The following is a 22,835-nucleotide window of genomic DNA, read 5'->3' on the forward strand; positions in this document are numbered from 1 at the left end:
GAACCATGGCCGCACTTCGCCCCTTTCGTCATTCCGGCCCGTCCTTTGCTGATCTTGTTCCGTATGCGGGACTGATCGCCAATGGCGTCATCCTGCTTAAGGACGGGAGCCTGATGGCAGGCTGGTACTTCGCAGGCCCGGATTCGGAGAGCTCGACCGATGCCGAGCGCAACGAGATTTCGCGTCAGATCAACGCCATCCTTTCGCGCCTTGGCTCGGGCTGGATGGTCCAGGTCGAGGCCGTGCGATTGCCGACCATAGCTTATCCTGCAACTGCGGAGTGCCATTTTCCCGATCCCGTCACGCGTGCCATCGACGCTGAGCGACGTGCGCATTTCGAGCGGGAGAAGGGGCACTATGAGAGCCGGCATGCGCTGATCCTGACCTATCATCCTCCGACGAGGCAACGATCGGGGTTGACCCGCTATCTCTATTCGGACCCGGAGAGCCGTGCCGCAACCTATGCCGACAAGGTGCTTGAAACGTTTCAGACCGCGATCCGCGAAGTCGAGCAATATCTCGCCAACGTCTTGTCCATCAGGCGAATGGAAACGCGATCGGCCGAGGAGCGCGGCGGTTTTCTGACCGCACATTACGATGAACTGTTCCAGTTCATCCGCTTTTGCATCACGGGAGAAAACCATCCTGTGCGCCTGCCAGACATCCCGATGTATCTCGACTGGCTGGTGACGGCAGAGCTCCAGCACGGCCTGACGCCGATCGTCGAAAGCCGCTTTCTTGGCGTTGTTGCGATCGACGGGCTGCCAGCCGAAAGCTGGCCTGGCATCCTGAACTCGCTTGACCTGATGCCGCTGACCTATCGCTGGTCGTCGCGCTTCATGTTCCTCGATGACCAGGAAGCCCGCCAAAAGCTCGAACGCACCCGCAAGAAGTGGCAGCAGAAGGTCCGGCCCTTTTTCGACCAGCTGTTCCAGACGCAGTCGCGCTCGATCGACCAGGACGCCATGACGATGGTGGCGGAGACGGAGGATGCGATCGCACAAGCCTCCTCGCAGCTTGTCGCCTATGGTTACTACACGCCTGTCATCGTGCTATTTGACGAAAGCAGCACTCGTCTACGCGAGAACTGTGAGGCCGTGCGTCGTCTGATCCAGGCTGAGGGCTTCGGGGCGAGAATCGAGACGCTGAATGCGACCGAGGCATTCCTGGGTTCGCTGCCCGGCAACTGGTACGCCAATGTTCGCGAGCCGCTGATCCACACACGTAACCTTTCCGATCTCATTCCGCTGAATTCGGTCTGGTCCGGCAGTCCTATAGCCCCTTGCCCTTTTTATCCGCCGGCCTCTCCACCACTGATGCAGGTTGCGTCGGGCTCGACACCGTTTCGGCTGAACCTGCATGTCGAAGATGTCGGCCACACCCTCATCTTCGGGCCGACCGGATCGGGCAAGTCGACGCTACTGGCGCTGATTGTGGCCCAGTTCCGGCGCTATCCCGGAGCCCAGATCTTCGCCTTCGACAAGGGCCGGTCGATGCTGCCGCTCACACTGGCCGCCGGCGGCGACCACTACGAGATCGGGGCCGACAGCGATGTTTCAACAGGGGAGGGGGCAAGTTCAGTTTCGGCGCTCGCCTTCTGTCCGCTTTCGGACCTCGCCACCGACGCTGATAGGGCCTTTGCGTCCGAATGGATCGAGACGCTCGTAGCGCTGCAAGGCATTTCGATCACACCCGATCACCGCAACGCGATCTCAAGACAAGTCGCGCTTTTGACGGATGCCCGTGGACGCTCACTCTCTGACTTCGTCTCCGGCGTTCAGATGCGCGAAATCAAGGAGGCTCTCCACCACTTCACCGTCGACGGCCCGATGGGGCAACTGCTTGACGCCGAAAGCGATGGCCTGTCGCTCGGCTCGCTGCAGACCTTCGAGATCGAGGAGTTGATGAATATGGGCGAGCGCAATCTCGTGCCCGTACTCACCTACCTCTTCCGCAGGATTGAGAAACGCTTGACTGGCGTACCGAGCCTGATCGTCCTCGACGAGGCATGGCTGATGCTGGGTCACCCGACATTTCGCGACAAGATCAGGGAATGGCTGAAGGTGCTGCGCAAGGCCAATTGCGCCGTGGTGCTCGCCACCCAGTCGATTTCCGATGCCGAGCGCTCCGGCATCATCGATGTGCTGAAGGAATCCTGTCCCACGAAGATCTGCCTGCCTAATGGGGCTGCGCGCGAGGCAGGCACGCGTGAGTTTTACCAGCGTATCGGCTTTAACGAACGCCAGATCGAAATCGTCGCAACGGCAGTTCCCAAACGTGAATATTACGTCGCCTCGCCGGAGGGCCGGCGACTGTTCGACATGTCGCTGGGACCGGTCGCCCTGTCCTTCGTCGGTGCCACTGGCAAGGACGACCTCAAACGCATTCTGGCCCTGAAGCGCGAACACGGCGCGGACTGGCCGATCTATTGGCTCGAAATGAGAGGAATTGCCCATGCCGCGGCATTTTTTCCATCCACATAGTCTGCAAATGGCCGGTACCGCGGTCATGTTCAGTGTCACCATGATAGCGCCGGTCACAGGTCATGCCGGCGGCGTAACGGGCCAGGCGACCGAATGGACACAGCTCGCCAACAATGCCGAGTTGATCGCGCTCGTCGGCAAGTCGGCCGATCAGGTCAACAACCAGGTCAAGCAGATCACGCAATTGGCCGAGCAAATCCAGAACCAGCTCAACATCTACAACAACCTTCTCCAAAACACCGCCCGGCTTCCAAAGCATATGTGGGGACAGGTCGAAGGCGACCTTCGGAAGCTGCAGTCCATCGTCGGGCAGGGACAGGGCATCGCGTTCTCGATGGGAAACATCGATGATGTGCTGAAGCAGCGCTTCCAGAGCTTTGCCGATTTCAAGACCGGCCTCGCCGATGGCCAGACATTTTCCGACAACTACCAGACCTGGTCGAACACGAACCGCGACACCATCGCTGGTACGCTGAAGGCGGCAGGGCTTACGGCTGACCAGTTCACCTCCGAGGAAGCGACAATGAGCTCTCTCCGCGCCATGTCGGAGACATCGGACGGCCAGATGAAAGCGCTTCAGGTCGGCCACCAGATAGCGGCCCAGCAGGTAGCGCAATTCCAGAAGCTGCGCGGGCTGGTCTCGCAACAGACCACAATGATGGGGACCTGGTTCCAGTCCAGACAGGCGGACAAGGACCTCGCCCAAGCACGGCGCGAGAGCTTCTTCAATTCGCCGCTGCCCAATGTGCGGGGCGGCCAAATGATGGAGCCGCGCTGGTGAACGCTTCCATGCTCATTGGAATATCGATCGGCATCGCAATCAGCGTCTGCGCAGGCAGCGCCCTCTGGATGCTGCAGCAACCCTCACCGGTGGATGAGGCACCCGCACCCATCTCGGAAAGGGCACGCAGGGAGCATGCCGAAAGGTTCTTCGGCGGAGATCCCGATCGGAACGTGCGCGGCGGCCAGGAGATGAGGCCGCGATGGTAACCGTCAAGCAAGTCGGCAGGCCTCAACTCGCTTTCGCGGTGATCGGTGCACTCCTCATTGCCTGCGCACCTGCGCTCGCGCAACAAGGATCTGTACTGACGACCCTGGAGAACCAGGTCGTGACGGCCGCGCGGGGTTGGCAAACAACGGTCATGAATGCCGCCCGTTCGCTATTCTGGATCCTCGCCGGCATCGAGGTTGCGATTGCAGCGGTCTGGCTTGCGATCAACACAGCCTCGCTCGACAGCTGGTTTGCGGAGCTCGTGCGCCGGATCATGTTCATCGGCCTGTTCGCATTCATTCTCGATCAGGGCCCGAGCTTCGCAAGAGCGGTCGTCGACAGCCTGTTTCAGATCGGCGCCAGTGGCGGATCGGCGTCACCCGCCAACATCTTCGACGCCGGCATCCGCGTCGCCTCGAAGATGTCTGAACAGGCAAAATTCGGCCTGTTCGAAGACAATGCGCTGGCGATAGCGGCCGTCTTCGCAATGGTCGTGGTGGTCGTCTGTTTCAGCCTGGTCGCGGCGATCTTCGTCGCGGTCCTCGTCGAGATGTATGTAGGCCTTCTCGCCGGCATGATCATGCTCGGCCTTGGCGGGTCGTCCTTCACCAAGGATTTTGCCGTCCGCTACCTCATCTATGCCTTCTCGGTCGGGATGAAGCTCATGGCGCTGGTGATGATCGCCCGGATCGGCTCGGAAGTGCTGATCGGCCTGGCAGAAGCACCGACGGCAAAGTCAGAACAGTTTGTCACCACGCTGGCCATCGCCGGAATAGCCGTCGTGGTGTTCATCATCGCCATGTACGTCCCCGCCATCCTTCAGGGTGTTGTGCAAGGCGTTTCCGTTTCCGGCGGCATGGAAGCGATACGTCATGGTGGGCACGCGGCGACTTTCGCCGCTGGTGGTGCCTTTCTTGGCGCAGGTGCCGCAGCGAGCGGCGCTACGGCGGCAAGTGCGGCCCGGGCGGGCGGCGCCTCCATGGCCGGAGCAGCCATGCGCGGCATGGCATCCGGGATCGGTAGTGCCGGATGGGCTGCGGCATCAGCGGCCAAGGAAAAAGCAATTGCAGCACCGGGAGCCCATGCCGGGTCTCTGCTCGGGCTCGCCAACGCCAAACTCGACCAAGGCCGGCCATCCGGCAGGACCATCCCTGCACCACAGCCGCTCGATGAGAAGAACTAGCCCGGAAAGAACCCCTCATGGCCGAGCGCAAACCGCCCGAAAATCCCTATCTCGCAGCACGCCAGGAATGGAACGAGCGCTATGGCTCATATGTGAAGGCGGCCGCCGGCTGGCGTATCGTCGGCATCACGGGAATGCTCATGGCGGTGATCGGGTTCGCCTATGCGCTGTTCCAGAGCACTCAAGTCAAACTGATCCCCTACATCGTTGAAGTCGACAAGCTTGGAACCTCGGCACATGCGGGCTACCCGCAGCAGATCGAATATGCCGACACACGTGTCGTCCGCGCCGCCCTAGGCAGCTTCGTCTCCAATTTCCGTAGCGTGACCCCCGATGCGGTCGTGCAGAAACAGTACATCGACCGTACTTACGCGCTCTTGAGGACGTCAGACCCCGCGACCGAGAAGGTCAATGCGTGGTTCCGCTCGAGTTCGCCCTTCGACAAGGCCAGGACCGCCACCGTTGCCATCGAGGTCAACAACATCGTTGCTCTCTCACCGCAGTCGTTCCAGCTCGACTGGACCGAGTTCGAACGCGACCGCAAGGGCAAGGAGACGGCCGTGCGCCGCTTCCGCGGTATCGCAACCGTCACGCTGACCCCACCACAGGATGAGGGCGTCATTCGGCTCAACCCTATCGGTCTCTACCTCCGCGACTTCGATTGGACCGCGCAGCTATGAAAGGCACAGGCCCACTCATGATCATTGCCACCAAACCCGTCGGTGCAACCCTCCCCATCATAGCCACGCTTGTCGCTGCGCTCGCCGCCGCTCCAGTCTTCCTTCCGAAAGCTTATGCCGAGGGCATGAGTGCCAACGAGCAAAAGAGGACCGGAATTTCGGGGCAATGGCGCGGAAAGAAAGGCCTCGTCACCAAGGGCGCCGACGGCAAGGTGGTCTTTCTATATGGCGAGATCCAGCCCTCCGTCGTCTGTTCGCCGCTGCAGGTATGCGACATCGAGCTTCAGGCAGGCGAAGCGGTGCGTGACGTATTGGTCGGCGATACGGTGCGCTGGAAGGTTGAGCCAGCGACCTCGGGCGCCATCGGCGGGCAGGCGATCCACCTGATCGTAAAGCCGTCCGAACCAGATCTTGTAACGTCGATGGTGGTGACAACCTCGCGACGAACCTATCACATCCAGCTCAAGTCGCATGAGCACCAATATATGGCGCGTATCGGATTTGAGTATCCAGAAGATGTGAGTGCGAAACTTGCCGACATGAACGCGCGCCTCGAGGCGAGCATCATTCCGGGCGCCGGTGTTCCAGCCGAGCAGTTGAACTTTGCCTACTCCATCTCCGGCAATGCGCGCTGGCGTCCGACGCGAGTCTATTCCGACGGAACCAAGACCTACATCCAGTTTCCGCGATCGGTCTCCGGGCAGGATGCACCAGTACTGTTCGTCGTCTCAGGGGGTGAGAACCGCGTCGTCAACTATCGGATGAAAGCCGACATGATGGTTGTTGACTATCATGTCGAGCGCGCCGTCCTTGTCTCGGGCGTCGGCTGGAAACAGGAAAAGATCACCATCAGGCGAGGGCGTTAGGATGCGCCGCACCTTTACCGTTCTGCTTCTGTCGTGCGCAGTTGCCGGTTGTCAGACGTCCACCAGCGACGGCTTGGTGGCCAGTTCAGCGCCGCCTGAGATTTCAGGACCCGTTGCCAGCGCCATTGCGGGCGACATGGTGACCAAGCTTGCCGAGCAGATAGGTCCGGCCAACGGCACTATCATCATGAAACCTGACAGCTCGCCCTTCGGACAGGCGCTTGAAGCATCACTGAAAAGTTGGGGATATGCTGTCGCCACGGACCAGAAAACGGACGGCCAGAAAGAGATTGCGCTTGCCTATGTCGTCGACAGCCACGAGGGGCAGGTACTGGTGCGCATGTCGACCAGCACGGTTGAACTCGGACGTGCATACCGAACGACGATGTCGGGTGCATCTCCTGCAAGTCCGCTCTCGGTCATGCGCCGCGGCTAGGGGAGGGGAAGCATGGTTCAATCCTTGAAGCTTGGCGGTGCGCCAAACGAGGAGAGCGGTATCCGCCGCGTCAACCGCTTGCCGGTCGTCATCGCAGCCGTGCTTGTGATGCTGGTCTTCGCCCTGATCATCTTTGGTCTGACGTCGCGCGGGCTGTTCTTTCGGGGCAACGAGGGCATTGACCCAGCCTCGAGCAATTCGGCGTCGACATATGCCGACCAGCTGAAACGGGGCGTGTCGGACGGCATCATCGGTGAGCCGATAGAAGCAGTCGTGCTCCAACCTGTGCCGGCGGGACCAGCGGAGACGCAGAAAGTGGCCGACGATCCTTTCGAACACCGAGCACAAGGCGAAGAGCAACATGTCGAGCAGGGCGAAGCCGAGACGGTCTGGAAGGCCCGTCTCGAGCGCGAGCAGCGCGAACAATACATTCGCGAGCGCCATCGCCAGAAGATGGCGCGCATGCAGGCCAATGATGCCGCCTACGACTCGCCGCTCACCATCAGCCTAAACAAGCTGGAACAACCCACGGAGGAAGAGCAGCCAAGCGGTCCCGCAAATGCATCCGCAACCGCTCCCTCGACTACCAATTTCTATGCTGCCGCACTTAGGGCAGGCATCGGGGGGCAGAACCACGATCCGAATGGCCAGCGCGCCAAGGCAGACTTTTTCAACGCCGACATGAGGGAACTTGGCTACCTGCCAAACAAGCTCGTGCCGCAGCAATCGCCCTATGAGCTGAAACGCGGTTCGGTAATACCGGCGACGCTGATTACCGGCATCAATTCGGACTTGCCCGGCCGCATCACCGCCCAGGTCAGTCAGAACGTCTATGACAGCGCCACCGGTCATCGTCTGCTCATTCCGCAGGGCACCAAGCTCTTTGGCCGTTACGATGCCGAGGTTTCATTCGGCCAATCGCGCGTACTGGTGATCTGGACCGATATCGTCTTTCCGAATGGGGCGACTTTGCAGATCGACGGCATGGCTGGCACCGACGCGCAAGGCAATGGCGGCTTCAGGGACAAGGTTGACAACCACTACTTCAAGACATTCGGCTCGGCGATCCTGCTCGCGATCATTGGGACAGGCATCGACATGGCCGTCCCGAAATCGTCCACGCGCGCTAACCACGACAGCGCGTCCGACGCTGCCCGGCGGAACTTCGCTGAGACCTTCGGGCGCGTGGCAGAGCGTACCATCAGCAAGAACCTCGACGTCCAACCGACACTCGAGATCCGACCCGGCTACAAGTTTAACGTTCTCGTCGACCAGGACATTGTCTTTCCAAGTGATTATCGCGGCTGAGACGACGGGATGCGCGGCGGTTTGGTGCCTCACCCTCTGTTCTCACATCGAGTATCCGGATCAGACTTCTCCGGCGCACACTCCCAAGGGCCGGCAGCCCGCTGGCGCCATGCGCATGCTGAACGCCATTGCCCCTTTCGATGTCTTGAGACAAGGGAGCCGAAGCGGTGTCTGCGCGGCTAGGTTGGTGTCGCTAGCGCCAACAAACCGGCGATGTCGTCGAGCTCCTCCATCTCCCAGATGTGTTTGACCATCGTTCTCTTTGCCTCTTTCGAGAGTCTGCCTTGGGTCAGGTGTTGAAACTTCTCCTCCAGTTCGCCGTCGGAAAGAGGATTGGCCGTCCCCCCACGCGCGGCCGTCGTAACCTGCTCGTATTCCGTGCCCGACACGGTTTTGATGACGACCCGCGCCGCCTCCACATCCAAGTTCGGATCCGCGTGAAGACGCACCTTCCGGCGTAACGCCGCGATGTCTTCATCTCTCAGACCGGCTTCGGAAAACAGCCATAGCGGCATTTCCCCGAATGACAGGCCTATTGCGGCAGCGTGCTGGGCACTCAACTGAGCATCACTGGCAGACCTGGGCTCAGGCCGATCGGCGCGCAAGAGAAGAAGCGGGTTTCCATGTACCGTGACCAGGCCGATGTCTCGTGGTTTTGTTCCATGACGCCGATAGAGCTCCAGGCACGCGTCGATGACAGGGTTGACCACCACCCCGGTCGGATAGGGTTTGTAGGCGTTTTGCGCCAGCTGCCAGCTGTTGCCCCAGCCACTGACGATAGACTGGCCTTGGGCGCCGTTCCCAAGGACGGCGAGGTAGCCATTGTCGCCTTCAAGGGCACGATATGGCCCATCCAGCCCGGCTTGCGCCAGCATTGCGCTCCACAGGCCGCCGCGGCTGGCATTTCCGATGCACACGCTCTTTGCCCCTGTGCCGAGGCACTCCACAAGGCCGGACGCCTGGGTAGCGGCGATTGCAAGAGCGTGGCGTGTCTGGATATGGTCCAGTCTCATTGCCACACTTGCTGCAGCGGCCGCCCCAATCACCCCGCATGTTGCGGTAATATGCCAGCCCTTCCGATAATGATGTGGTGAAATGGCGTTGCCGATGCGGCAGGCGACCTCCACGCCCAATACAAAGGCGAGAATAAATTCCGCTCCGCTCATCTGCCTTTGTTCTGCCAGCGCAAAGAGCGGCGGGGCGATTGGGGCGGTCGGATGGATGACGGTCGGAACGTGGGTGTCGTCGAAGTCGGCAACATTGGCGCTGGCGGCATTCAAGAAGCTCGCGGCAAGGACATCGCTGCGCAAACTCCGGCCGATGATGGTGGCCGGGCCTACCGTCGGCGAGTGTGGCAATGTCGACAGGAACACTGCGAGCGCCGGTGCGTCTGAACCACTTATTGCCGTCCCGAAAAAGTTCAGGATGGAGCGTTTCACCTCATGGCGAATTTCCGGCGGCAAGCCATCGAATGTTGAAGCCGCCACCTGTCGTGCCAGGATGTCGGTGATTGCGGTATCGTCCATCTTGCGTTCCGTTCCATGCTGGTTCTTGATCAGGGCAACTCGCTACTGGGCAAGGCCAGCAAGTTTCAGGCCAACACCCTTTCAAGTCGAGTGGCCTGGAACTTGCTGGGGATGTTCCGGGACCATCATGAGAGGCGACATGACAAAAGCATCCATTGCATTCATCGGAACGGGCGCCATGGGCGCGCCCATGGCCGCACGATTATTAGCATCCGGGTTCGAAGTGACGGTTAACTCAAGGAGCAGGGCACGCGCCGAAGGGCTCATTGCTGCCGGAGCAAACTGGGCCGACACTGCCGCCGAAGCTGCTGCGCGATCAAAAATCGTCCTGACCTGTCTGACCGACAATCAGGCGACCGAGGCAGTCTATCTTGGCGAAAAAGGCATACTTTCGGGCGGGCGGCCAGACTGCGTGGTTGACCTGGCAACGTCGGGGCCTGATCTATCGCGCAAATTGGCGCAGGCGCTGGGCCACGCTGGCGTAGGATTTGTCGATGCGCCCGTAACCGGGGGAGTGCCCAAGGCGCGCGATGGGACATTGACCATCATAGCTTCAGGAAAGGTCTCATCCATAGAGCTCGCCCGGCCGGCGCTTTCGGCCGTCGGATCGCGCATCTACGTTGTAGGAGAAAGCCCCGGTCAGGCCCAGCAGGCGAAATTGATCAACAACATGTTGAACTACACGGCTCTTGCCGCAACTTGCGAGGCCATGGTTGTGGGGGCAAAGGCCGGGCTCGACGTGGAAACGCTTGTGCAGGTGGTCAATGCTGGATCTGGCAAGAACTCGGCGACGGAGCTCAAGTTCCCAATGGCGATCCTGCCACGCACATTCAACTATGGCTCTACGCACCATACGACGCATAAGGACCTGTCGCTGTTCCTCGAAATGGCAGACGAACTGGATGTTCCTTCCCCGATCGCCAGCCATATTTTCCAGCTTTGGCGGACCTGGCAGCGGGATCATGCCGATGAAGACTTCACGACGATCGCCAGAATGTTCGAAGGCTGGTCGGGCGTCCAGATGAGCCCTGGTGACAGGAAGCCGAGGTGACCGCAACACGGACAATCTGTCCTTCGCAGCGACACCGGCCCCAGGCGGGTGGCGGCTTGACGGACGCCACCCGCATAGTTGCTCCATGCGACCGCCATCGCTCGACCCGGATAAATCCGGCAATGAAGCCCTTGTGGCCGCCCGTCCTGCGATTTTTCGGAGCGTAAGCTCCGAATCCAATGGGTTTCTGCGCCATCTTGAACATGAAGCGTGCTTGGGGAGGGCGCGTTGCAACGGCGTTCTCCAATTTGGCACGCCGCTTGCTACGACTGTCTCATAGACGAAAAGGAGGAGGAACCAAATGTCGTCTCAAGAACCAAAAGCGCAAAACTCTGCGCTCGCGCCAAGCCGCCGCGACGTCCTTGCAGGAGCTCTCGCAGCAGTTGCCGGGTTGACGATGACGTGGAAGGGGCAGGCCCTGGCGGGCGAAGGCGAGAAGGTGCTTCGTGTCGCCATGACCGTAAGCGACATTCCCCTGACAACTGGCCAGCCCAGCCAAGGCACCGAAGGTATTCGCTTCATCGGGACCACCATCTACGATTCCCTGATCGCCTGGGATCTTTCGAGCGGTGAGAAAGCTGCGACCCTGCGAGCCGGATTGGCTGAAAGCTGGTCGGTTGACGCAAATGACAAGACACTATGGACGCTCAAGCTGCGCAAGGGCGTGACGTTCCATGATGGTTCGGAATTTAATGCCGATGCCGTTGTCTGGAACTTCGACAAGCTGATGAAGAAGGATGCCCCGCAGTTCGACCAGGCACAGTCGGTGCAGGCATCGCAGTATTACGGCAGCATCAGCTCCTGGAGCAAGGTTGACGACAACACCGTACAGATCAGGTCGAAGAAACCCGACGCCGCCTTTCCCTACAGTCTTGTGAACCTCTTTTTTTCGAGCCCGAAACGTTGGGAGGAGGTGGGCGGGGACTGGAACAAGTTTGCATCGCAACCATCTGGCACCGGGCCGTGGGTGGTCGACAAGCTGGTGCCCCGGGAGCGCATCGAGCTAAAGGGCAATCAGAATTATTGGGATGAGGCGCGCCGTCCGAAGTCTGACCGGCTTGTTCTTTTGCCCATGCCTGACGCGAATACGCGTGTTGCCGCACTCTTGGCCGGTCAGGTCGACTTCGTGGAGGCGCCGCCACCTGATGCCATTCCGCGTCTGCAGGGGGCGGGAATGCAGATCGTGACAAACGCCTATCCGCATGTCTGGTGTTATGAAATCAGCACCATGGAGGACTCGGCTTTCCACGATGTCAGGGTCAGGCAGGCAGCGAACCTTGCAATTGACCGCGATGGCATGGTTGCGCTCCTTGGCGGCCTGGCCATTCCGGCAAAAGGCATGGTCAATGAGGGCCATCCATGGTTCGGCAATCCAACGTTCAAGCTCCGATACGATCCGGACGAGGCCAAAAAGCTTCTGGCAGAGGCCGGATATGGCCCCGACAAACCTGCAAAGCTGAAAATCATCATCGCGCCTTCAGGGTCCGGTCAAATGCAGCCGATTGCGATGAATGAACTGATCAAGGAGAACTATCGGGCGGTAGGCATCGACCTGGAGTTTGAAGTTCTTGACTGGGAGACGCTGCGCGGCCGGCGGCGCGCCGGTGCCTTTGCTCCCGAAAACAAGGGGCGCGACGGCGTCAACAACAGCTGGGCATTCTGGGATCCGGACATTGCACTGCTCAAGACCGCCGCTTCTTCCGAAACGCCGCCAACCGGCTACAATTGGGGTAAGTTCACCGACGCCAAGGCGGATGAGTTGGTCAGTGCGGCGAGAAACGCCTTTGACGCAGCAGAACAGGACAAGATCCTCGCCGAACTGCACGCACATGTCGTGGACCAGGCCATGTGGGTATGGGCCGTTCATGATCTCAATCCGCGTGCGCTTGCGCCGAACGTCAAAGGCTTCGTTCAGGCGCAGAGCTGGCTTCAGGATCTGACGCCTGTCGTCGTCGAATAATTCGAAAGAAGAGGGCCGGTCCCAGACTGGGGCCGGTCTCAATTTCGAGGAGAACACCGGTGCTTACTTACATCTTACGACGCATTCTCTACGCAATCCCAATTGCCGTCGGAGTGTCGATCGTCTGCTTTTCCCTGATCCATCTTGCTCCTGGCGACCCGCTGAGTGCCGTAATTCCAGAGGGCGCGAGCGAAGAGGTGGTGCGCGACCTGAAGGCAGCCTACGGCTTCGATCAGCCTTTGCCTGTGCAGTATTTCACCTGGCTCGGCAGGGTGGCCACAGGCGATTTTGGACATTCGATCATGACGCGGCGGCCGGTGCTCGCCGAAATCATGCCAGCGGTCGCCAACACGCTCATACTGTCGGTCGCAGCCGTCCTGATCGGTGTTGTGGTCGGCCTGCTGCTCGGCATCGTTGCCGGCTATGCCGACGGCATTTTCGTTGATCGCAGCGTTACGGCCCTGGCCGTGGCCGGCATCAGCATTCCCAATTATTGGTTGGGCATGGTGCTGGTCGTGATTTTTGCCGTCAATTTCGGCGCACTGCCCGCCATGGGAATGGGACCGCGCGGCTCGGAAGGTTTTGCCCTCAACTGGGAAAGCATCAAATATCTGATCCTGCCGGCGATTTCCTTGTCGGTCATTCCTGCCGGCATCATCTCACGTTCGGTGCGCGCAACTGTTGCCGACGTTCGAAAACAGGATTTTGTGCAGACCCTTTATGCCAAGGGGCTGCCGCCAAGCCGCGTCTTCATGCACATCGCCAAGAACTCGGCCCCTGCAGTGCTTGCCGTCGTCGGGTTGCAGATCGCATATCTGATGGGTGGATCCATCTTGGTTGAAACGGTGTTTTCGTGGCCAGGAACCGGCTTTTTGCTCAACTCTGCAATCTTCACGCGTGACCTGCCCGTACTCCAGGGCACCATCTTGGTGCTCGCCATGTTCTTCGTCTTCGTCAATCTCGTCGTCGATCTGATGCAGACCCTTCTTGATCCTCGAATTAGACGCAAGTGAGCGCCCCATGTCACCCAGCATAATTAGCGAGGCAGCCTCGCCATCGACCGCGGTGTCACAACAGGTGTCGCGCAGCTTCTGGTATGCAGTCCGCCGCCGTCTCATGCGCGATCCGACGACGATCGGGTGCAGCGCGATCCTCCTGGTGATCGCCGTCGCTGCGATCCTTGCGCCCCTCATCACCTCCCATGATCCATTCGCAACCAGCATCGCAAAGAGGCTCTTGCCACCCGGCAGCCAAGGCCACCTGCTCGGCACGGACGAACTGGGTCGCGACCTGCTGACGCGCATTGTCTATGGCGGGCGGATGTCGCTGTTCATGGGCTTCACGCCGGTCGTCCTGGCAACTGGCATCGGCGGGTTTCTCGGCATAGTCGCCGGTTACGCTGGCGGCGGGCTGAACATGACCATCATGCGCCTTATCGACGTCTTCTACGCTTTCCCTTCAGTGCTTCTGGCCGTAGCGATTTCCGGTGTACTGGGGGCCGGTCTCGCCAACAGTCTGGTTGCGTTGACACTTGTCTTCATTCCCCCGATCGCGCGCGTGGCCGAAAGTGCGACAACCCAGGTCAGGGCCCAGGATTTCGTTGAGGCAGCCCGCGCAACAGGAGCATCGACCTTTAGGATCGTCGTAACTCACGTGTTGAGCAACGTCGTCGGCCCCATCCTCATCTTTGCGTCCAGTCTGATTAGTGTTTCGATCGTGCTGGGCTCGGGTTTGAGCTTTCTGGGCCTGGGCGTGGTCCCGCCCGAGGCTGAGTGGGGGCTTATGCTCAACACGTTGCGGCAATCGATCTACGTCGCGCCGGTGAACGCCGTGCTTCCCGGGGTGATGATTTTCGTCACCTCGATGTGTGCCAACCTGATCAGTGACGGTCTGCGTTCGGCTATGGACGTCAAGGTTTGAGGTAAAGTGATGCGAACCGGTCTGATTTCAGATGACGTCGATGGCGCCAATCCCACCGCAGCCAATCCTTTGCTTCGCGTTCAGGGTTTACGGAAGTACTTTCCCATCCAGTTCGGCCTGCTTGGACGGCCATCGGCCTATGTCAGGAGTGTGGATGGAGTGTCCTTTGATGTCGCCGCGGGAGAAACGCTCGGCATCGTAGGTGAGTCCGGCTGCGGGAAGTCCACAACCGCACGTGTACTCATTCGCCTGTTGAAGCCCGACGAAGGCGCAATGGCGCTCGATGGCCAGCCCGTTGGCGCCGGCGGGCTGAGCGAGCGCGAAATGCGTCAGCAGATCCAGATGGTGTTTCAAGACAGCTATGCGTCCTTGAACCCCAGGTTGACCATCGAAGATAGTATTGCCTTTGGGCTCAGGGCAAACGGGGTCAAACGTGCCTTGGCGCAGGAGCGGGCTCACGAGGTGCTGGACATGGTGGGCTTGCGCCCGGCAGTCTTTGCGCAGCGCTATCCGCATGAGCTCTCTGGTGGTCAACGTCAAAGGGTCAATGTTGCTCGGGCGCTCGCGCTCAATCCTCGGATAGTCATCCTGGATGAGGCGGTTTCGGCCCTGGACAAGTCAGTCGAAGCGCAGGTTCTGAACCTCCTTGTCGAGCTGAAAGAGCGGCTGAACCTCACCTACATCTTTATCTCCCATGACCTGAACGTGGTGCAGTACATCAGCGACCGGGTGATGGTGATGTATCTCGGTCAGGCGATCGAAATGGGCCCGGTTTCGCAAATCTATGGCGATCCAAAACACCCTTACACACGTGGCTTGCTCGCCTCTCGCTTGCCCATGGATCCGCGCCATCGGGTGAGCGAACCGCCGCTGGCCGGTGATCCACCCAATCCGATCAATCCACCCTCGGGCTGCCGGTTCCGCACACGCTGTCCAATTGCGGAAACGGTATGTGCTGCTACGCAGCCGATGCTGCTGTCTGGTGGTCGAGACCATCAAGTTGCCTGCCATGCACACCAGCCCGGCTCGGGCCACAGCCTGGCAACGGCGGCAGCGTAAGGAGATGTCGATGCTAGAGCGTATGGCTGCCAACAACTTTCAGCTCGTTGAGCAGAAGCCACTTGTCGAGGTTGATGATTTGAGGGTGCGATTTGTTTCGCGCGATCTCGATGTCCAAGTCGTCAATGGTGTGAGTTTCAAGCTGAATGAGGGAAAGGTCCTCTGCCTTCTTGGGGAGTCGGGCTCCGGCAAGAGTGTTACGATGCGCGCGCTGATGCGGCTGATGCCTTCGCATGCCGAGCTTCGAGGCAATATCAGCATCGACGGGAACGACATGCTGTCGGTGCCGGCCAGAAAATTGCGGAAGCTGCGCGGCCGGCTGGTGTCGATGGTTTTCCAGGAGCCCATGACGGCACTGGATCCAGTGTTCACAGTCGGCAACCAGATCGCCGAGTCTGTGGCCTACCATGATGGTGTCTCCGCAAAGGCGGCGCGTGCAAGAGCCCTGGAGCTGCTGGAGCTTGTACAGGTCCCATCCGCGGCGAGGCGGCTGGATGCCTACCCGCACGAGCTCTCCGGCGGACTGCGCCAGCGCGTGATGATCGCACTTGCTCTTGCGTGTCGGCCAAAACTTCTTTTGGCCGACGAACCGACCACGGCCCTCGATGCCACTGTGCAGATCCAGATTCTTCTGCTTCTGCGCAAGCTGCAGGAGGAGCTTGGCATGGCCACTATTTTTGTGACCCATGATCTTGGCGTCGCCTGCGAGGTGGCAGACGATGTGGCGGTCATGTACGCCGGCCGGTTCGTAGAGCATGGCCCGATCACTGAAGTGATGGACAGACCGAGCCATCCATACACGGAGGGCCTATTGCGCTCCACCGTACATGGGTCAACGCGTGGCAAACGGCTTGATCCGATCCCTGGCACTCCTCCGGATCTGCGGGATCTGCCATCTGGTTGCGCCTTTGCGCCTCGCTGTTCTTATGTCCGGGAGAGCTGCGGCACGTCAGTACCGTGGCCGTTCCAGGCGGGGAGCGATCAGCACACTGCACGCTGCTTCAGGCTCGACCCGAACGAAGGGTGGGCTGCCACCACTTGACGTTCCTGCAGCCTGAACAACCAGGCAGCAGATCCTGGCGGAAATGACAATGAAATAAGGCCACTGTCGCAACGGTGGCCGTATTTCATTCAGCAGAGCCGGAGAGCGCTCGGCCGAGCTAGCGGTGAGGCGTGCCCGTCGGTAGGTCGAACAGATCCTCCGCCAGCTCATCGAGGAACGCCAGGACTTGGTCTGTCTTGACCACGTCGGCATATTTGGCGTGCATGTCGCAAAGATTGATGGCGTGGCTTGCCTGGGATCGGTCGAAGCATGCCTCTTCGGCGACTGCAACGCGATAGTTCAGGCTGAAGGCATCCAAGACCGTTGCCCGGACACAGCCTGATGTCGTGGTTCCGGTGACGATGACTGAATCGCACCCAAGGAGTGTGAGATAACTTGCAAGACCCGTACCGAAGAAGCCGGAAGGTTTCTGCTTGAGCACGACGATGTCTTGAGGCTGCGGGGCGATTTCGGCCATGATCTGATTGCCGTCGACGTTGGTGACCGCCTTTGTGCCGGTGTCTTCCTTGAAACGCGCATCCTTCCAGTTCCAGCTGCCACCGTCCCAGTTGTCCTCGCGGCGAACGCCTGTTGTGTAGATGACCGGCACACCCTTGTCGTGGCATTTGTCGATCAATGATTTCAGGTATGGGAGCGCAATCCATGCGTCTTCGCCGCATGACGTGTGCCACCGCTTGATCGAGTCAAGGATGGGCAGAGGCTGGTCGTCACAGAACGCATAGCTGACGTCGATGACCAACAGGGCAGGGCGTTTGCCAAAGCCGGCGTTGGAGCCGAAACCAGACGCGGCAAAGACGGCCTTGTCTCTTTCGGTCAGGAATTTGTCCCAGATTCTTTCAGACATGTAATTTTCCTTCCTGCATGTCGTTTTCAGATGGCGCGCTCGAAGATCGCGGCCATGCCTTGGCCGCCTGCGACACACATTGTTTCCAGCCCGTATCGCCCCTCTCGCCGCTTCAGCTCGTGCAACAGCGTGGTCAAGATGCGGGCTCCCGTGGCCCCAATCGGGTGGCCAAGCGAAATCCCTGATCCGTTGACGTTGAGACGCGCCGGATCATTCCAGGCCCAGCTTTTCAAGCAAGCTAGAGCCTGGGCGGCAAAAGCCTCGTTCAGTTCGACCAGATCCATGTCGTCGAAACCGAGCTTTGTCTTTTCGAACAGCTTCTCCACCGCCCTGACTGGCCCAATGCCCATTCGAGACGGGTCACAGCCGACGGCTGTCCACCCACGCAAGTAGGCCATTGGCTCAAGACCAAGTTGGTCGAGCTTGTCCTCCGCAACAACCAGGCATGCTGCAGCGGCATCGTTCTGCTGGCTTGAGTTTGCAGCCGTGACAGTGCCGCCATGGATGATTGGGTTCAGCCTGCCAAGAGCTGCGACCGACGTATCGGCCCTGATCCCCTCATCGCAACGAAAGGAGACCGGGTCGGCCCTGCGCTGTGGTACGCTCAACGCAATTGTTTCATCGTCGAATTTGCCTTGGGTCCAGGCTGCAGCAGCCTTCTTGTGGCTGTTGACGGCAAACTCGTCCGCTTCCTCGCGCGAAATCGCAAAATCCCGAGCGAGGTTCTCGGCTGTTTCGATCAAACTCGATATGCGTCCGAAACGGGCCTCAGGTTGAGCGCGTTCACGGCCACGATCGAGGCGATCATGGAGTTTGACTGTTCCAGCACGAGCACCCCACCGCATGTCGGTGGAGTAATACTCGATGCGGCTCATGCTTTCGACACCGCCGGCAAGCACAACATCGGCAGCGCCGGTCTCAACCATCATCGCTGCCGTTACGATTGCCTGCAGGCCACCACCGCAGCGCCGATCAATCTGAAGCCCTGGTACATCGATCGGCAATCCGGCGTTGAGCGCGAGCCACCGGCCAATGCAAGGCGTTTCGCTGTTGGCGTAAGATTGTGCGAAACAGACATCATCGATCGCATGAGGCGCAATGCCTGTGCGCTTAAGTACCGCCTGGACCACGGCGGTGCCGAGATCTTCTACAGAAACATCCTTCAAGCTCCCGCCGAAGGCGCCGATCCCTGTTCGCACTGGGCTTACAATAGCAGCTCGCGTCATGCTCGCCTGTCCTTTTGGGTGATCTCTTCATTTCGGGGTGCTGTCGCGATGGCGTTTTGCAGCTGCTCGGCCCGTTCAGCCTCGCGCAGCTTCTCCGATGCCCGATATCGGCTGTCGCCTGTCGCCTTCAAAAGGTTGTCCAGTGTGCCCACGACGCTGCTCAACCCAACCAGTCGCCCCAGTTCAAATGGGCCGGCGGGATAGTTGACGCCATTTTTCATGGCGACGTCGATGGCTTCGGGAGATGCGATTTGGTGGAGCCAGGCCTCGTAGCCTTCATTGACGATCATTGCGACCGTTCGTTGCACGACCAGGCCAGGCCTGTCCCCCACAAGTGACACCTTCAGGCCCTTTGCCGAGAAGGCAGCAACCAGATGAGAAAGGGCAGGGGCTGATACGTTGGGTGATCTGGCGAGTGCAATGCGCGAGCCCTCCCGCCATTCCATGCACAGGTCATACAGCGCGACCGGGTGTCCGACCTCAAGCGCGTGTTCGGCTGCAGTGCGTCCATCGGTCTGCCGAACAACAAAATTGTCGGTCCATATCTCGGCGCCGGGGTTCAGCTGATCCAAGGTATCGGCGCTTGCGGATGCCGTTTCTTCGGAAACGGGAGGCTGGGTGCTGCCCTCGCCGTGGTCGTAGAAACCTTTTCCTGCCTTGATGCCCAGCCAGCCGGCGTTGACCAGTTCTTTCTGCATGTTCGACGGCCGATATCGGGGATCGAAGTAATAAGCCTCGAAAATGGACCGGGTGACCGCATAGTTCACGTCATGGCCGATCAAATCCATCAAGCGGAACGGTCCCATTCTGAACCCGCCGCCGTCAGTCATCAGTGCATCGATTGTAGCGACGCCGGCGCAACCCTCCTCAAGCAAGCGTAACGCCTCGGCGTAGTAGGGGCGTGCGATGCGGTTTACGATAAAGCCTGGTGTGGAGCGGCAATGAACTGCAGTCTTGCCCCAGGCCGTTGCGGTGTCGAAAACTACCGCTGCATGCTTTCCCGACGTCGCAGCCCCTGAGACGACCTCCACCAGCCTCATCACGGGCGCAGGGTTGAAAAAATGCATGCCGACCGCCCGGTCCGGACGTTTCAGGACAGATGCAATCGCCGAAATCGAGATTGACGAGGTGTTGGTAGCCAGAATCGCGGTGTCGGAAACGATTGCCTCGAGTTCGGCAAACAGCCGCTGTTTTACATGCAGGTCTTCCACGATCGCCTCAATGACGATCGCGCAATCCGCCAATCCAGACAGAGACGACACAGCTTCGATCCGCGCGCCGGTTGCGTCTCGCTTTTGCTTTTCCAACCGTCCTTTCGCGAGCTCCTTGTCAAGGTTGCCGGCAATCCTGGCCAGGGCCCTTTCCCCCGCGCCGGCGACAGTATCGTGGATTTTTACTCTGTGTCCGGCCAAAGCTGCGACTTGTGCGATGCCGGCCCCCATGGCCCCGGCACCGACCACGCCGATTATTGCCTCTGTATCAAGAGCGGTCATTATTTGATGCCTCAAGTATGATCCGGCCGCGGATATCGCCATTTGCGACCATCGACAGCGCTCGGGCGAACTTCGCGAGCGGTAGCGTTGCACCGATAGGTGGGTCGATGATGCCTTGCTGGTAGAAATCGAAGATCGCGCATTGGGCCGCACGCGCCTTTTCAGGTTGACGGTTGCGATAATCCGACGATTGAAGCCCCAAAACCGAAATGTTCTTCACCAGAAGATAGCCGCCATTGAAGCTGGACAGATCGCCACTCGCGAAGCCGACAACAATGAGGCGGCCACACCAGCCAAGCGCCCTCAATGCAGCTGCGGTCGCTTCACCGCCCAAAGGGTCAACGACTATGTCGACGCCTTTTCCCTCAGTAAGGCTGGCTATCTGTTCGCGCAGGCGATCCTTCAGATTGGCAGCTGCGAGATCGACAATTTCGTCAGCGCCTGCGGCCTTGACGATATCGGCCCCCCTGTCGCCGCGGATGGCCGCGATGACCTTGCCCGCACCCAGTGCCTTTGCCAGCTCGATGGTAGCCAGGCCGACACCGCCGCTTGCTCCAAGCACAAGAACGGACTCATCTTTTGCTAGCTGCGCCCGTTCTTTCAGCGCAAGCCAGGCCGTTTGATAGACAAGCCCCATCGCCGCGGCCTTGTCGTGGGGGATGCCGTCGGGAACCTTGACGCAATGGGCCGCAGGTGCCGCCAGCTTTTCTGCGAACGCCCCATATTCAACATTGGCAATGACGATGTCGCCCATGGCAAATTCCACGACGTCGGAGCCGATGCCGCAGACCCTGCCGACGGCTCCCTTCCCCGGAGAAAAGGGCAGCGGGGGTTTGAACTGATATTTGCCTTCGATCACAAGCAGGTCGGGAAAGTTGACCTCCGCGGTGATCACTTCGACGACGATTTCATCGCGCCTAGCGACAGGGTCTTTGCTCTGCTCCCAAGAGAGCGTGTCAAGCTGACCAAATTCATGCAACAGGGCTGCTTGCACCGAGTAGCTCCTTATTGTGTGCACCGAGGCCGGGAGCCGCAACCAGCTCTTCCGGTTGCCTGCGGAACGCATTGTCCACAGGCACTGGCAATGCGGGCAATTTGTCGCCGCTTTCGTTGACGACGGTGCGTGTGAAAAGACCGCGTTCGGCAAAATGCGGATCGTTGAGGGCCTCTTTGAGATCGGCCACGACAGTGCAGCAGCAGTCTTTCCCAGCAAACAGGTCCCGCCAATGGGCCGCCGGCTGAGATGCGATGATCTGGCCGATGCGTGCCGCCGTTGCAGCGGGATCGCGAGTGTCGTCGCGAAGCTCGGAAGGAAGGTCGATCAGGTCGCAGAAGACATCCCAGAACTTCTGCTCAATCGGTGCGGCGGCGACCACGCGGCTGTCTTTTGTCGCCCAGAGGCGATAGCGGGGTGTTCCTCCCGTCACCAGGTCCGTCCCGTTGCCCGGCCATTGACCTGCAGCCAGGCCGTTGCCGATTGCCCAATACATGAAGGTGAAGAGATTGTCGGTCATGGCGATGTCGAGCCATCGGCCCTGGCCGCTGCGCTGTCGTGCAAACAGCGCAAACATGATGTTCATGACGGCGGGATAAGTGCCGCCGGCAATGTCTGCGATCAGGGCGGGAGGAAGCACAAGGCCTTGCGCCGATCCCATCGACAGATTGAGCAGGCCTGTATCGCCAACATAGTTGAGGTCGTGTCCGGCAGCATCCCGTTTCGGGCCGGAATTGCCATAACCCGTAATCGAACAGTAGATGATGCCCGGGTTGATCGCGCTGACCGTGTCATAGTCGAGGCCCAGCCGTTTCATTACGCCGGGGCGAAACTGCTCTATGAGGATGTCGGCCTTGCTCAGCAGCGGCTCCAGGAGACGCCGGTCGTCTTCCTTCTTGAGATCGAGGGCGAGGCTCTTCTTGCCCCGGTTGAGCAAGGCGAAGTTGACGCTCTCGTCGCCCCATCGGGGTTCGTAACCACGCATCTCCTCCCCGGAACCCGGCCGCTCGATCTTGATGACGTTCGCGCCCGCTTCCGACAGTATGAGCGAGACGAGCGGCCCTGGGAGAAGCGTCGAGAAATCGAGTACGGTAATTCCCTCAAGCGGCCTCAAGACTTCATCTCCTGCCGCCGCGCTGCCACAACGGCGCGCCGTGCAGGCGCAAAACCCGAGGTGCCATAGGTTTCAAAGAGCTCTTTGCAGACCGCATAGTGATGCTCGAGCCCGCCACGGACGACACGTTCGATCGGTCCGTCCTGGTAGCCAAGGCCAAGCCGGCAGGTCAGATCGATGTCCTTTTGTGAAGCCAGGCTCTCGTCGAGCAGCCGCAGGGCTGCGTTGTATTTCGGGCGGACGAGGCGGTCTATGATCCGTCCTGACTGGTCGCCGCACACAGCCACAGTGAAACCTGCGGCCTGCATCAGCGTCCTGGCTGCATCGATCGCGGCGGCGTGCGTGTTCTTCTGCACGACGAGTTCGACCAGCCGGGTCGGGGCATCGGAACCATTGCGGTAACGTGCGAAGCCGACAACATTTGAGCCTTCTTCGCCGAGATCCTCACCCGTGTGCTGTCCAAGGCATTCGTGGCCCAGTTCGACAAGGACGACCTCCTTGTCAGGATGAGGTTCAAGCCTTGTGCCTGTGAGATAAACAACCGCCGTCGCCTCGGAGGGTTGCGAAATTGCCGCAAGAAAAGGATCGCCGGCTGGGAAGGAACGGCTCTCGCTCTTTTTGATCACCATGTAGGCCAT

At 59.9% G+C, this 22,835-nt stretch carries 21 protein-coding genes; 14 read left to right on the plus strand and 7 right to left on the minus strand.

Annotated elements, in window-relative coordinates; genetic code table 11:
* Positions 1-5: 5 nt before the first annotated feature.
* Genes SLT36_RS30760 through trbI form a run of 8 tightly spaced genes read left to right on the plus strand, consistent with a single transcriptional unit; the run spans position 6 to position 7,947 of the window.
* The gene (locus SLT36_RS30760; protein ID WP_432289485.1) at positions 6-2,483 is read left to right on the plus strand and encodes a conjugal transfer protein TrbE; all 2,478 of its coding nucleotides are present in this window, start codon (positions 6-8) and stop codon (positions 2,481-2,483) included.
* Between the two features lie 25 nt (positions 2,484-2,508).
* Positions 2,509-3,264 carry a P-type conjugative transfer protein TrbJ gene (gene trbJ / locus SLT36_RS30765; protein ID WP_432289487.1) on the plus strand — a complete coding sequence of 252 codons (756 nt, stop codon included), beginning with the start codon at positions 2,509-2,511 and terminating at the stop codon, positions 3,262-3,264.
* 8 nt (positions 3,265-3,272) lie between these two features.
* Positions 3,273-3,473, plus strand: a complete 201-nt coding sequence (trbK, locus tag SLT36_RS30770) for an entry exclusion protein TrbK (protein WP_432289670.1) — start codon at positions 3,273-3,275, stop codon at positions 3,471-3,473.
* Positions 3,467-4,657: a P-type conjugative transfer protein TrbL gene (trbL, locus tag SLT36_RS30775; RefSeq protein WP_432289489.1), complete on the plus strand. Its 1,191-nt coding sequence runs from the start codon at positions 3,467-3,469 to the stop codon at positions 4,655-4,657. Before trbK ends, trbL begins: the two co-directional genes overlap by 7 nt.
* 17 nt (positions 4,658-4,674) lie before the next feature.
* Positions 4,675-5,337 (plus strand): conjugal transfer protein TrbF, encoded by a 663-nt coding sequence (locus SLT36_RS30780; RefSeq protein ID WP_067969568.1) that lies wholly within the window; start codon positions 4,675-4,677, stop codon positions 5,335-5,337.
* Positions 5,338-5,354: 17 nt separating this feature from the next.
* The gene (gene trbG, locus SLT36_RS30785; protein WP_432289491.1) at positions 5,355-6,203 is read left to right on the plus strand and encodes a P-type conjugative transfer protein TrbG; all 849 of its coding nucleotides are present in this window, start codon (positions 5,355-5,357) and stop codon (positions 6,201-6,203) included.
* Position 6,204: 1 nt separating this feature from the next.
* Positions 6,205-6,639 carry a conjugal transfer protein TrbH gene (trbH, locus tag SLT36_RS30790; RefSeq protein WP_432289492.1) on the plus strand — a complete coding sequence of 145 codons (435 nt, stop codon included), beginning with the start codon at positions 6,205-6,207 and terminating at the stop codon, positions 6,637-6,639.
* Positions 6,640-6,651: 12 nt separating this feature from the next.
* Positions 6,652-7,947 carry an IncP-type conjugal transfer protein TrbI gene (gene trbI, locus SLT36_RS30795; RefSeq protein WP_432289494.1) on the plus strand — a complete coding sequence of 432 codons (1,296 nt, stop codon included), beginning with the start codon at positions 6,652-6,654 and terminating at the stop codon, positions 7,945-7,947.
* A gap of 179 nt (positions 7,948-8,126) precedes the next feature.
* Here the strand turns inward: trbI and SLT36_RS30800 are convergent, their stop codons facing one another.
* Positions 8,127-9,473 carry an MmgE/PrpD family protein gene (locus SLT36_RS30800; protein ID WP_432289495.1) on the minus strand — a complete coding sequence of 449 codons (1,347 nt, stop codon included), beginning with the start codon at positions 9,471-9,473 and terminating at the stop codon, positions 8,127-8,129.
* Between the two features lie 139 nt (positions 9,474-9,612).
* On the opposite strand from SLT36_RS30800, the gene SLT36_RS30805 reads away from it, so the two are divergent.
* The 6 genes from SLT36_RS30805 (at position 9,613) to SLT36_RS30830 (ending at position 16,505) form a co-directional block, all read left to right on the plus strand.
* Positions 9,613-10,524, plus strand: coding sequence for an NAD(P)-dependent oxidoreductase (locus SLT36_RS30805; RefSeq protein WP_432289497.1), 912 nt, complete (start codon positions 9,613-9,615; stop codon positions 10,522-10,524).
* Positions 10,525-10,825: 301 nt separating this feature from the next.
* On the plus strand, positions 10,826-12,484 hold the full coding sequence (locus SLT36_RS30810) for an ABC transporter substrate-binding protein (RefSeq protein WP_432289499.1): 1,659 nt from the start codon (positions 10,826-10,828) through the stop codon (positions 12,482-12,484).
* A gap of 59 nt (positions 12,485-12,543) precedes the next feature.
* Positions 12,544-13,497, plus strand: a complete 954-nt coding sequence (locus tag SLT36_RS30815; protein ID WP_067969548.1) for an ABC transporter permease — start codon at positions 12,544-12,546, stop codon at positions 13,495-13,497.
* A gap of 7 nt (positions 13,498-13,504) precedes the next feature.
* Positions 13,505-14,404 carry an ABC transporter permease gene (locus tag SLT36_RS30820; RefSeq protein WP_432289501.1) on the plus strand — a complete coding sequence of 300 codons (900 nt, stop codon included), beginning with the start codon at positions 13,505-13,507 and terminating at the stop codon, positions 14,402-14,404.
* Between the two features lie 9 nt (positions 14,405-14,413).
* Entirely contained in the window at positions 14,414-15,463 is a 1,050-nt protein-coding gene (locus SLT36_RS30825) for an ABC transporter ATP-binding protein (protein ID WP_432289503.1), read from the plus strand.
* A 10-nt stretch (positions 15,464-15,473) separates the two neighbouring features.
* Complete coding sequence (locus SLT36_RS30830; protein WP_246790290.1) at positions 15,474-16,505, plus strand: ABC transporter ATP-binding protein; 1,032 nt, start codon at positions 15,474-15,476, stop codon at positions 16,503-16,505.
* Between the two features lie 118 nt (positions 16,506-16,623).
* On the opposite strand, the gene SLT36_RS30835 is transcribed toward SLT36_RS30830, so the two are convergent.
* The 6 genes from SLT36_RS30835 to SLT36_RS30860 are packed head-to-tail and all read right to left on the minus strand — an operon-like array spanning position 16,624 to position 22,835.
* A complete protein-coding gene (locus SLT36_RS30835; protein ID WP_067969538.1) occupies positions 16,624-17,370 on the minus strand; it encodes an isochorismatase family protein in 747 nt (248 codons plus the stop codon).
* 26 nt (positions 17,371-17,396) lie between these two features.
* Positions 17,397-18,596, minus strand: coding sequence for an acetyl-CoA C-acetyltransferase (locus tag SLT36_RS30840; protein WP_432289505.1), 1,200 nt, complete (start codon positions 18,594-18,596; stop codon positions 17,397-17,399).
* Positions 18,593-20,089, minus strand: a complete 1,497-nt coding sequence (locus SLT36_RS30845; RefSeq protein ID WP_432289507.1) for a 3-hydroxyacyl-CoA dehydrogenase NAD-binding domain-containing protein — start codon at positions 20,087-20,089, stop codon at positions 18,593-18,595. Before SLT36_RS30845 ends, SLT36_RS30840 begins: the two co-directional genes overlap by 4 nt.
* Positions 20,076-21,083: an NADPH:quinone oxidoreductase family protein gene (locus SLT36_RS30850; protein ID WP_432289509.1), complete on the minus strand. Its 1,008-nt coding sequence runs from the start codon at positions 21,081-21,083 to the stop codon at positions 20,076-20,078. Before SLT36_RS30850 ends, SLT36_RS30845 begins: the two co-directional genes overlap by 14 nt.
* A complete protein-coding gene (locus tag SLT36_RS30855) occupies positions 21,061-22,197 on the minus strand; it encodes a CaiB/BaiF CoA transferase family protein (RefSeq protein WP_432289511.1) in 1,137 nt (378 codons plus the stop codon). The genes SLT36_RS30850 and SLT36_RS30855 overlap by 23 nt, the downstream gene beginning before the upstream one ends.
* A complete protein-coding gene (locus SLT36_RS30860) occupies positions 22,194-22,835 on the minus strand; it encodes a 3-hydroxyacyl-CoA dehydrogenase family protein (protein WP_067969529.1) in 642 nt (213 codons plus the stop codon). Before SLT36_RS30860 ends, SLT36_RS30855 begins: the two co-directional genes overlap by 4 nt.

It is taken from the genome of Aminobacter sp. BA135, assembly GCF_050859125.1.
In the GTDB taxonomy this organism is placed as follows: Bacteria; Pseudomonadota; Alphaproteobacteria; order Rhizobiales; family Rhizobiaceae; genus Aminobacter; species Aminobacter ciceronei.

Excerpts from the sequence above, each read along its gene's own strand:
- SLT36_RS30780 (WP_067969568.1), top strand. The coding sequence starts at position 4,675 with ATGGCCGAGCGCAAACCGCCCGAAAATCCCTATCTCGCAGCACGCCAG.
- SLT36_RS30835 (WP_067969538.1), bottom strand. The coding sequence starts at position 17,370 with ATGTCTGAAAGAATCTGGGACAAATTCCTGACCGAAAGAGACAAGGCC.
- trbK (WP_432289670.1), top strand. The coding sequence starts at position 3,273 with ATGCTCATTGGAATATCGATCGGCATCGCAATCAGCGTCTGCGCAGGC.
- trbG (WP_432289491.1), top strand. The coding sequence starts at position 5,355 with ATGATCATTGCCACCAAACCCGTCGGTGCAACCCTCCCCATCATAGCC.
- SLT36_RS30805 (WP_432289497.1), top strand. The coding sequence starts at position 9,613 with ATGACAAAAGCATCCATTGCATTCATCGGAACGGGCGCCATGGGCGCG.
- trbL (WP_432289489.1), top strand. The coding sequence starts at position 3,467 with ATGGTAACCGTCAAGCAAGTCGGCAGGCCTCAACTCGCTTTCGCGGTG.
- trbI (WP_432289494.1), top strand. The coding sequence starts at position 6,652 with ATGGTTCAATCCTTGAAGCTTGGCGGTGCGCCAAACGAGGAGAGCGGT.
- SLT36_RS30830 (WP_246790290.1), top strand. The coding sequence starts at position 15,474 with ATGCTAGAGCGTATGGCTGCCAACAACTTTCAGCTCGTTGAGCAGAAG.
- SLT36_RS30760 (WP_432289485.1), top strand. The coding sequence starts at position 6 with ATGGCCGCACTTCGCCCCTTTCGTCATTCCGGCCCGTCCTTTGCTGAT.
- SLT36_RS30845 (WP_432289507.1), bottom strand. The coding sequence starts at position 20,089 with ATGACCGCTCTTGATACAGAGGCAATAATCGGCGTGGTCGGTGCCGGG.
- SLT36_RS30810 (WP_432289499.1), top strand. The coding sequence starts at position 10,826 with ATGTCGTCTCAAGAACCAAAAGCGCAAAACTCTGCGCTCGCGCCAAGC.
- SLT36_RS30820 (WP_432289501.1), top strand. The coding sequence starts at position 13,505 with ATGTCACCCAGCATAATTAGCGAGGCAGCCTCGCCATCGACCGCGGTG.
- trbH (WP_432289492.1), top strand. The coding sequence starts at position 6,205 with ATGCGCCGCACCTTTACCGTTCTGCTTCTGTCGTGCGCAGTTGCCGGT.
- trbJ (WP_432289487.1), top strand. The coding sequence starts at position 2,509 with ATGTTCAGTGTCACCATGATAGCGCCGGTCACAGGTCATGCCGGCGGC.
- SLT36_RS30825 (WP_432289503.1), top strand. The coding sequence starts at position 14,414 with ATGCGAACCGGTCTGATTTCAGATGACGTCGATGGCGCCAATCCCACC.
- SLT36_RS30860 (WP_067969529.1), bottom strand. The coding sequence starts at position 22,835 with ATGGCCTACATGGTGATCAAAAAGAGCGAGAGCCGTTCCTTCCCAGCC.
- SLT36_RS30800 (WP_432289495.1), bottom strand. The coding sequence starts at position 9,473 with ATGGACGATACCGCAATCACCGACATCCTGGCACGACAGGTGGCGGCT.
- SLT36_RS30840 (WP_432289505.1), bottom strand. The coding sequence starts at position 18,596 with ATGACGCGAGCTGCTATTGTAAGCCCAGTGCGAACAGGGATCGGCGCC.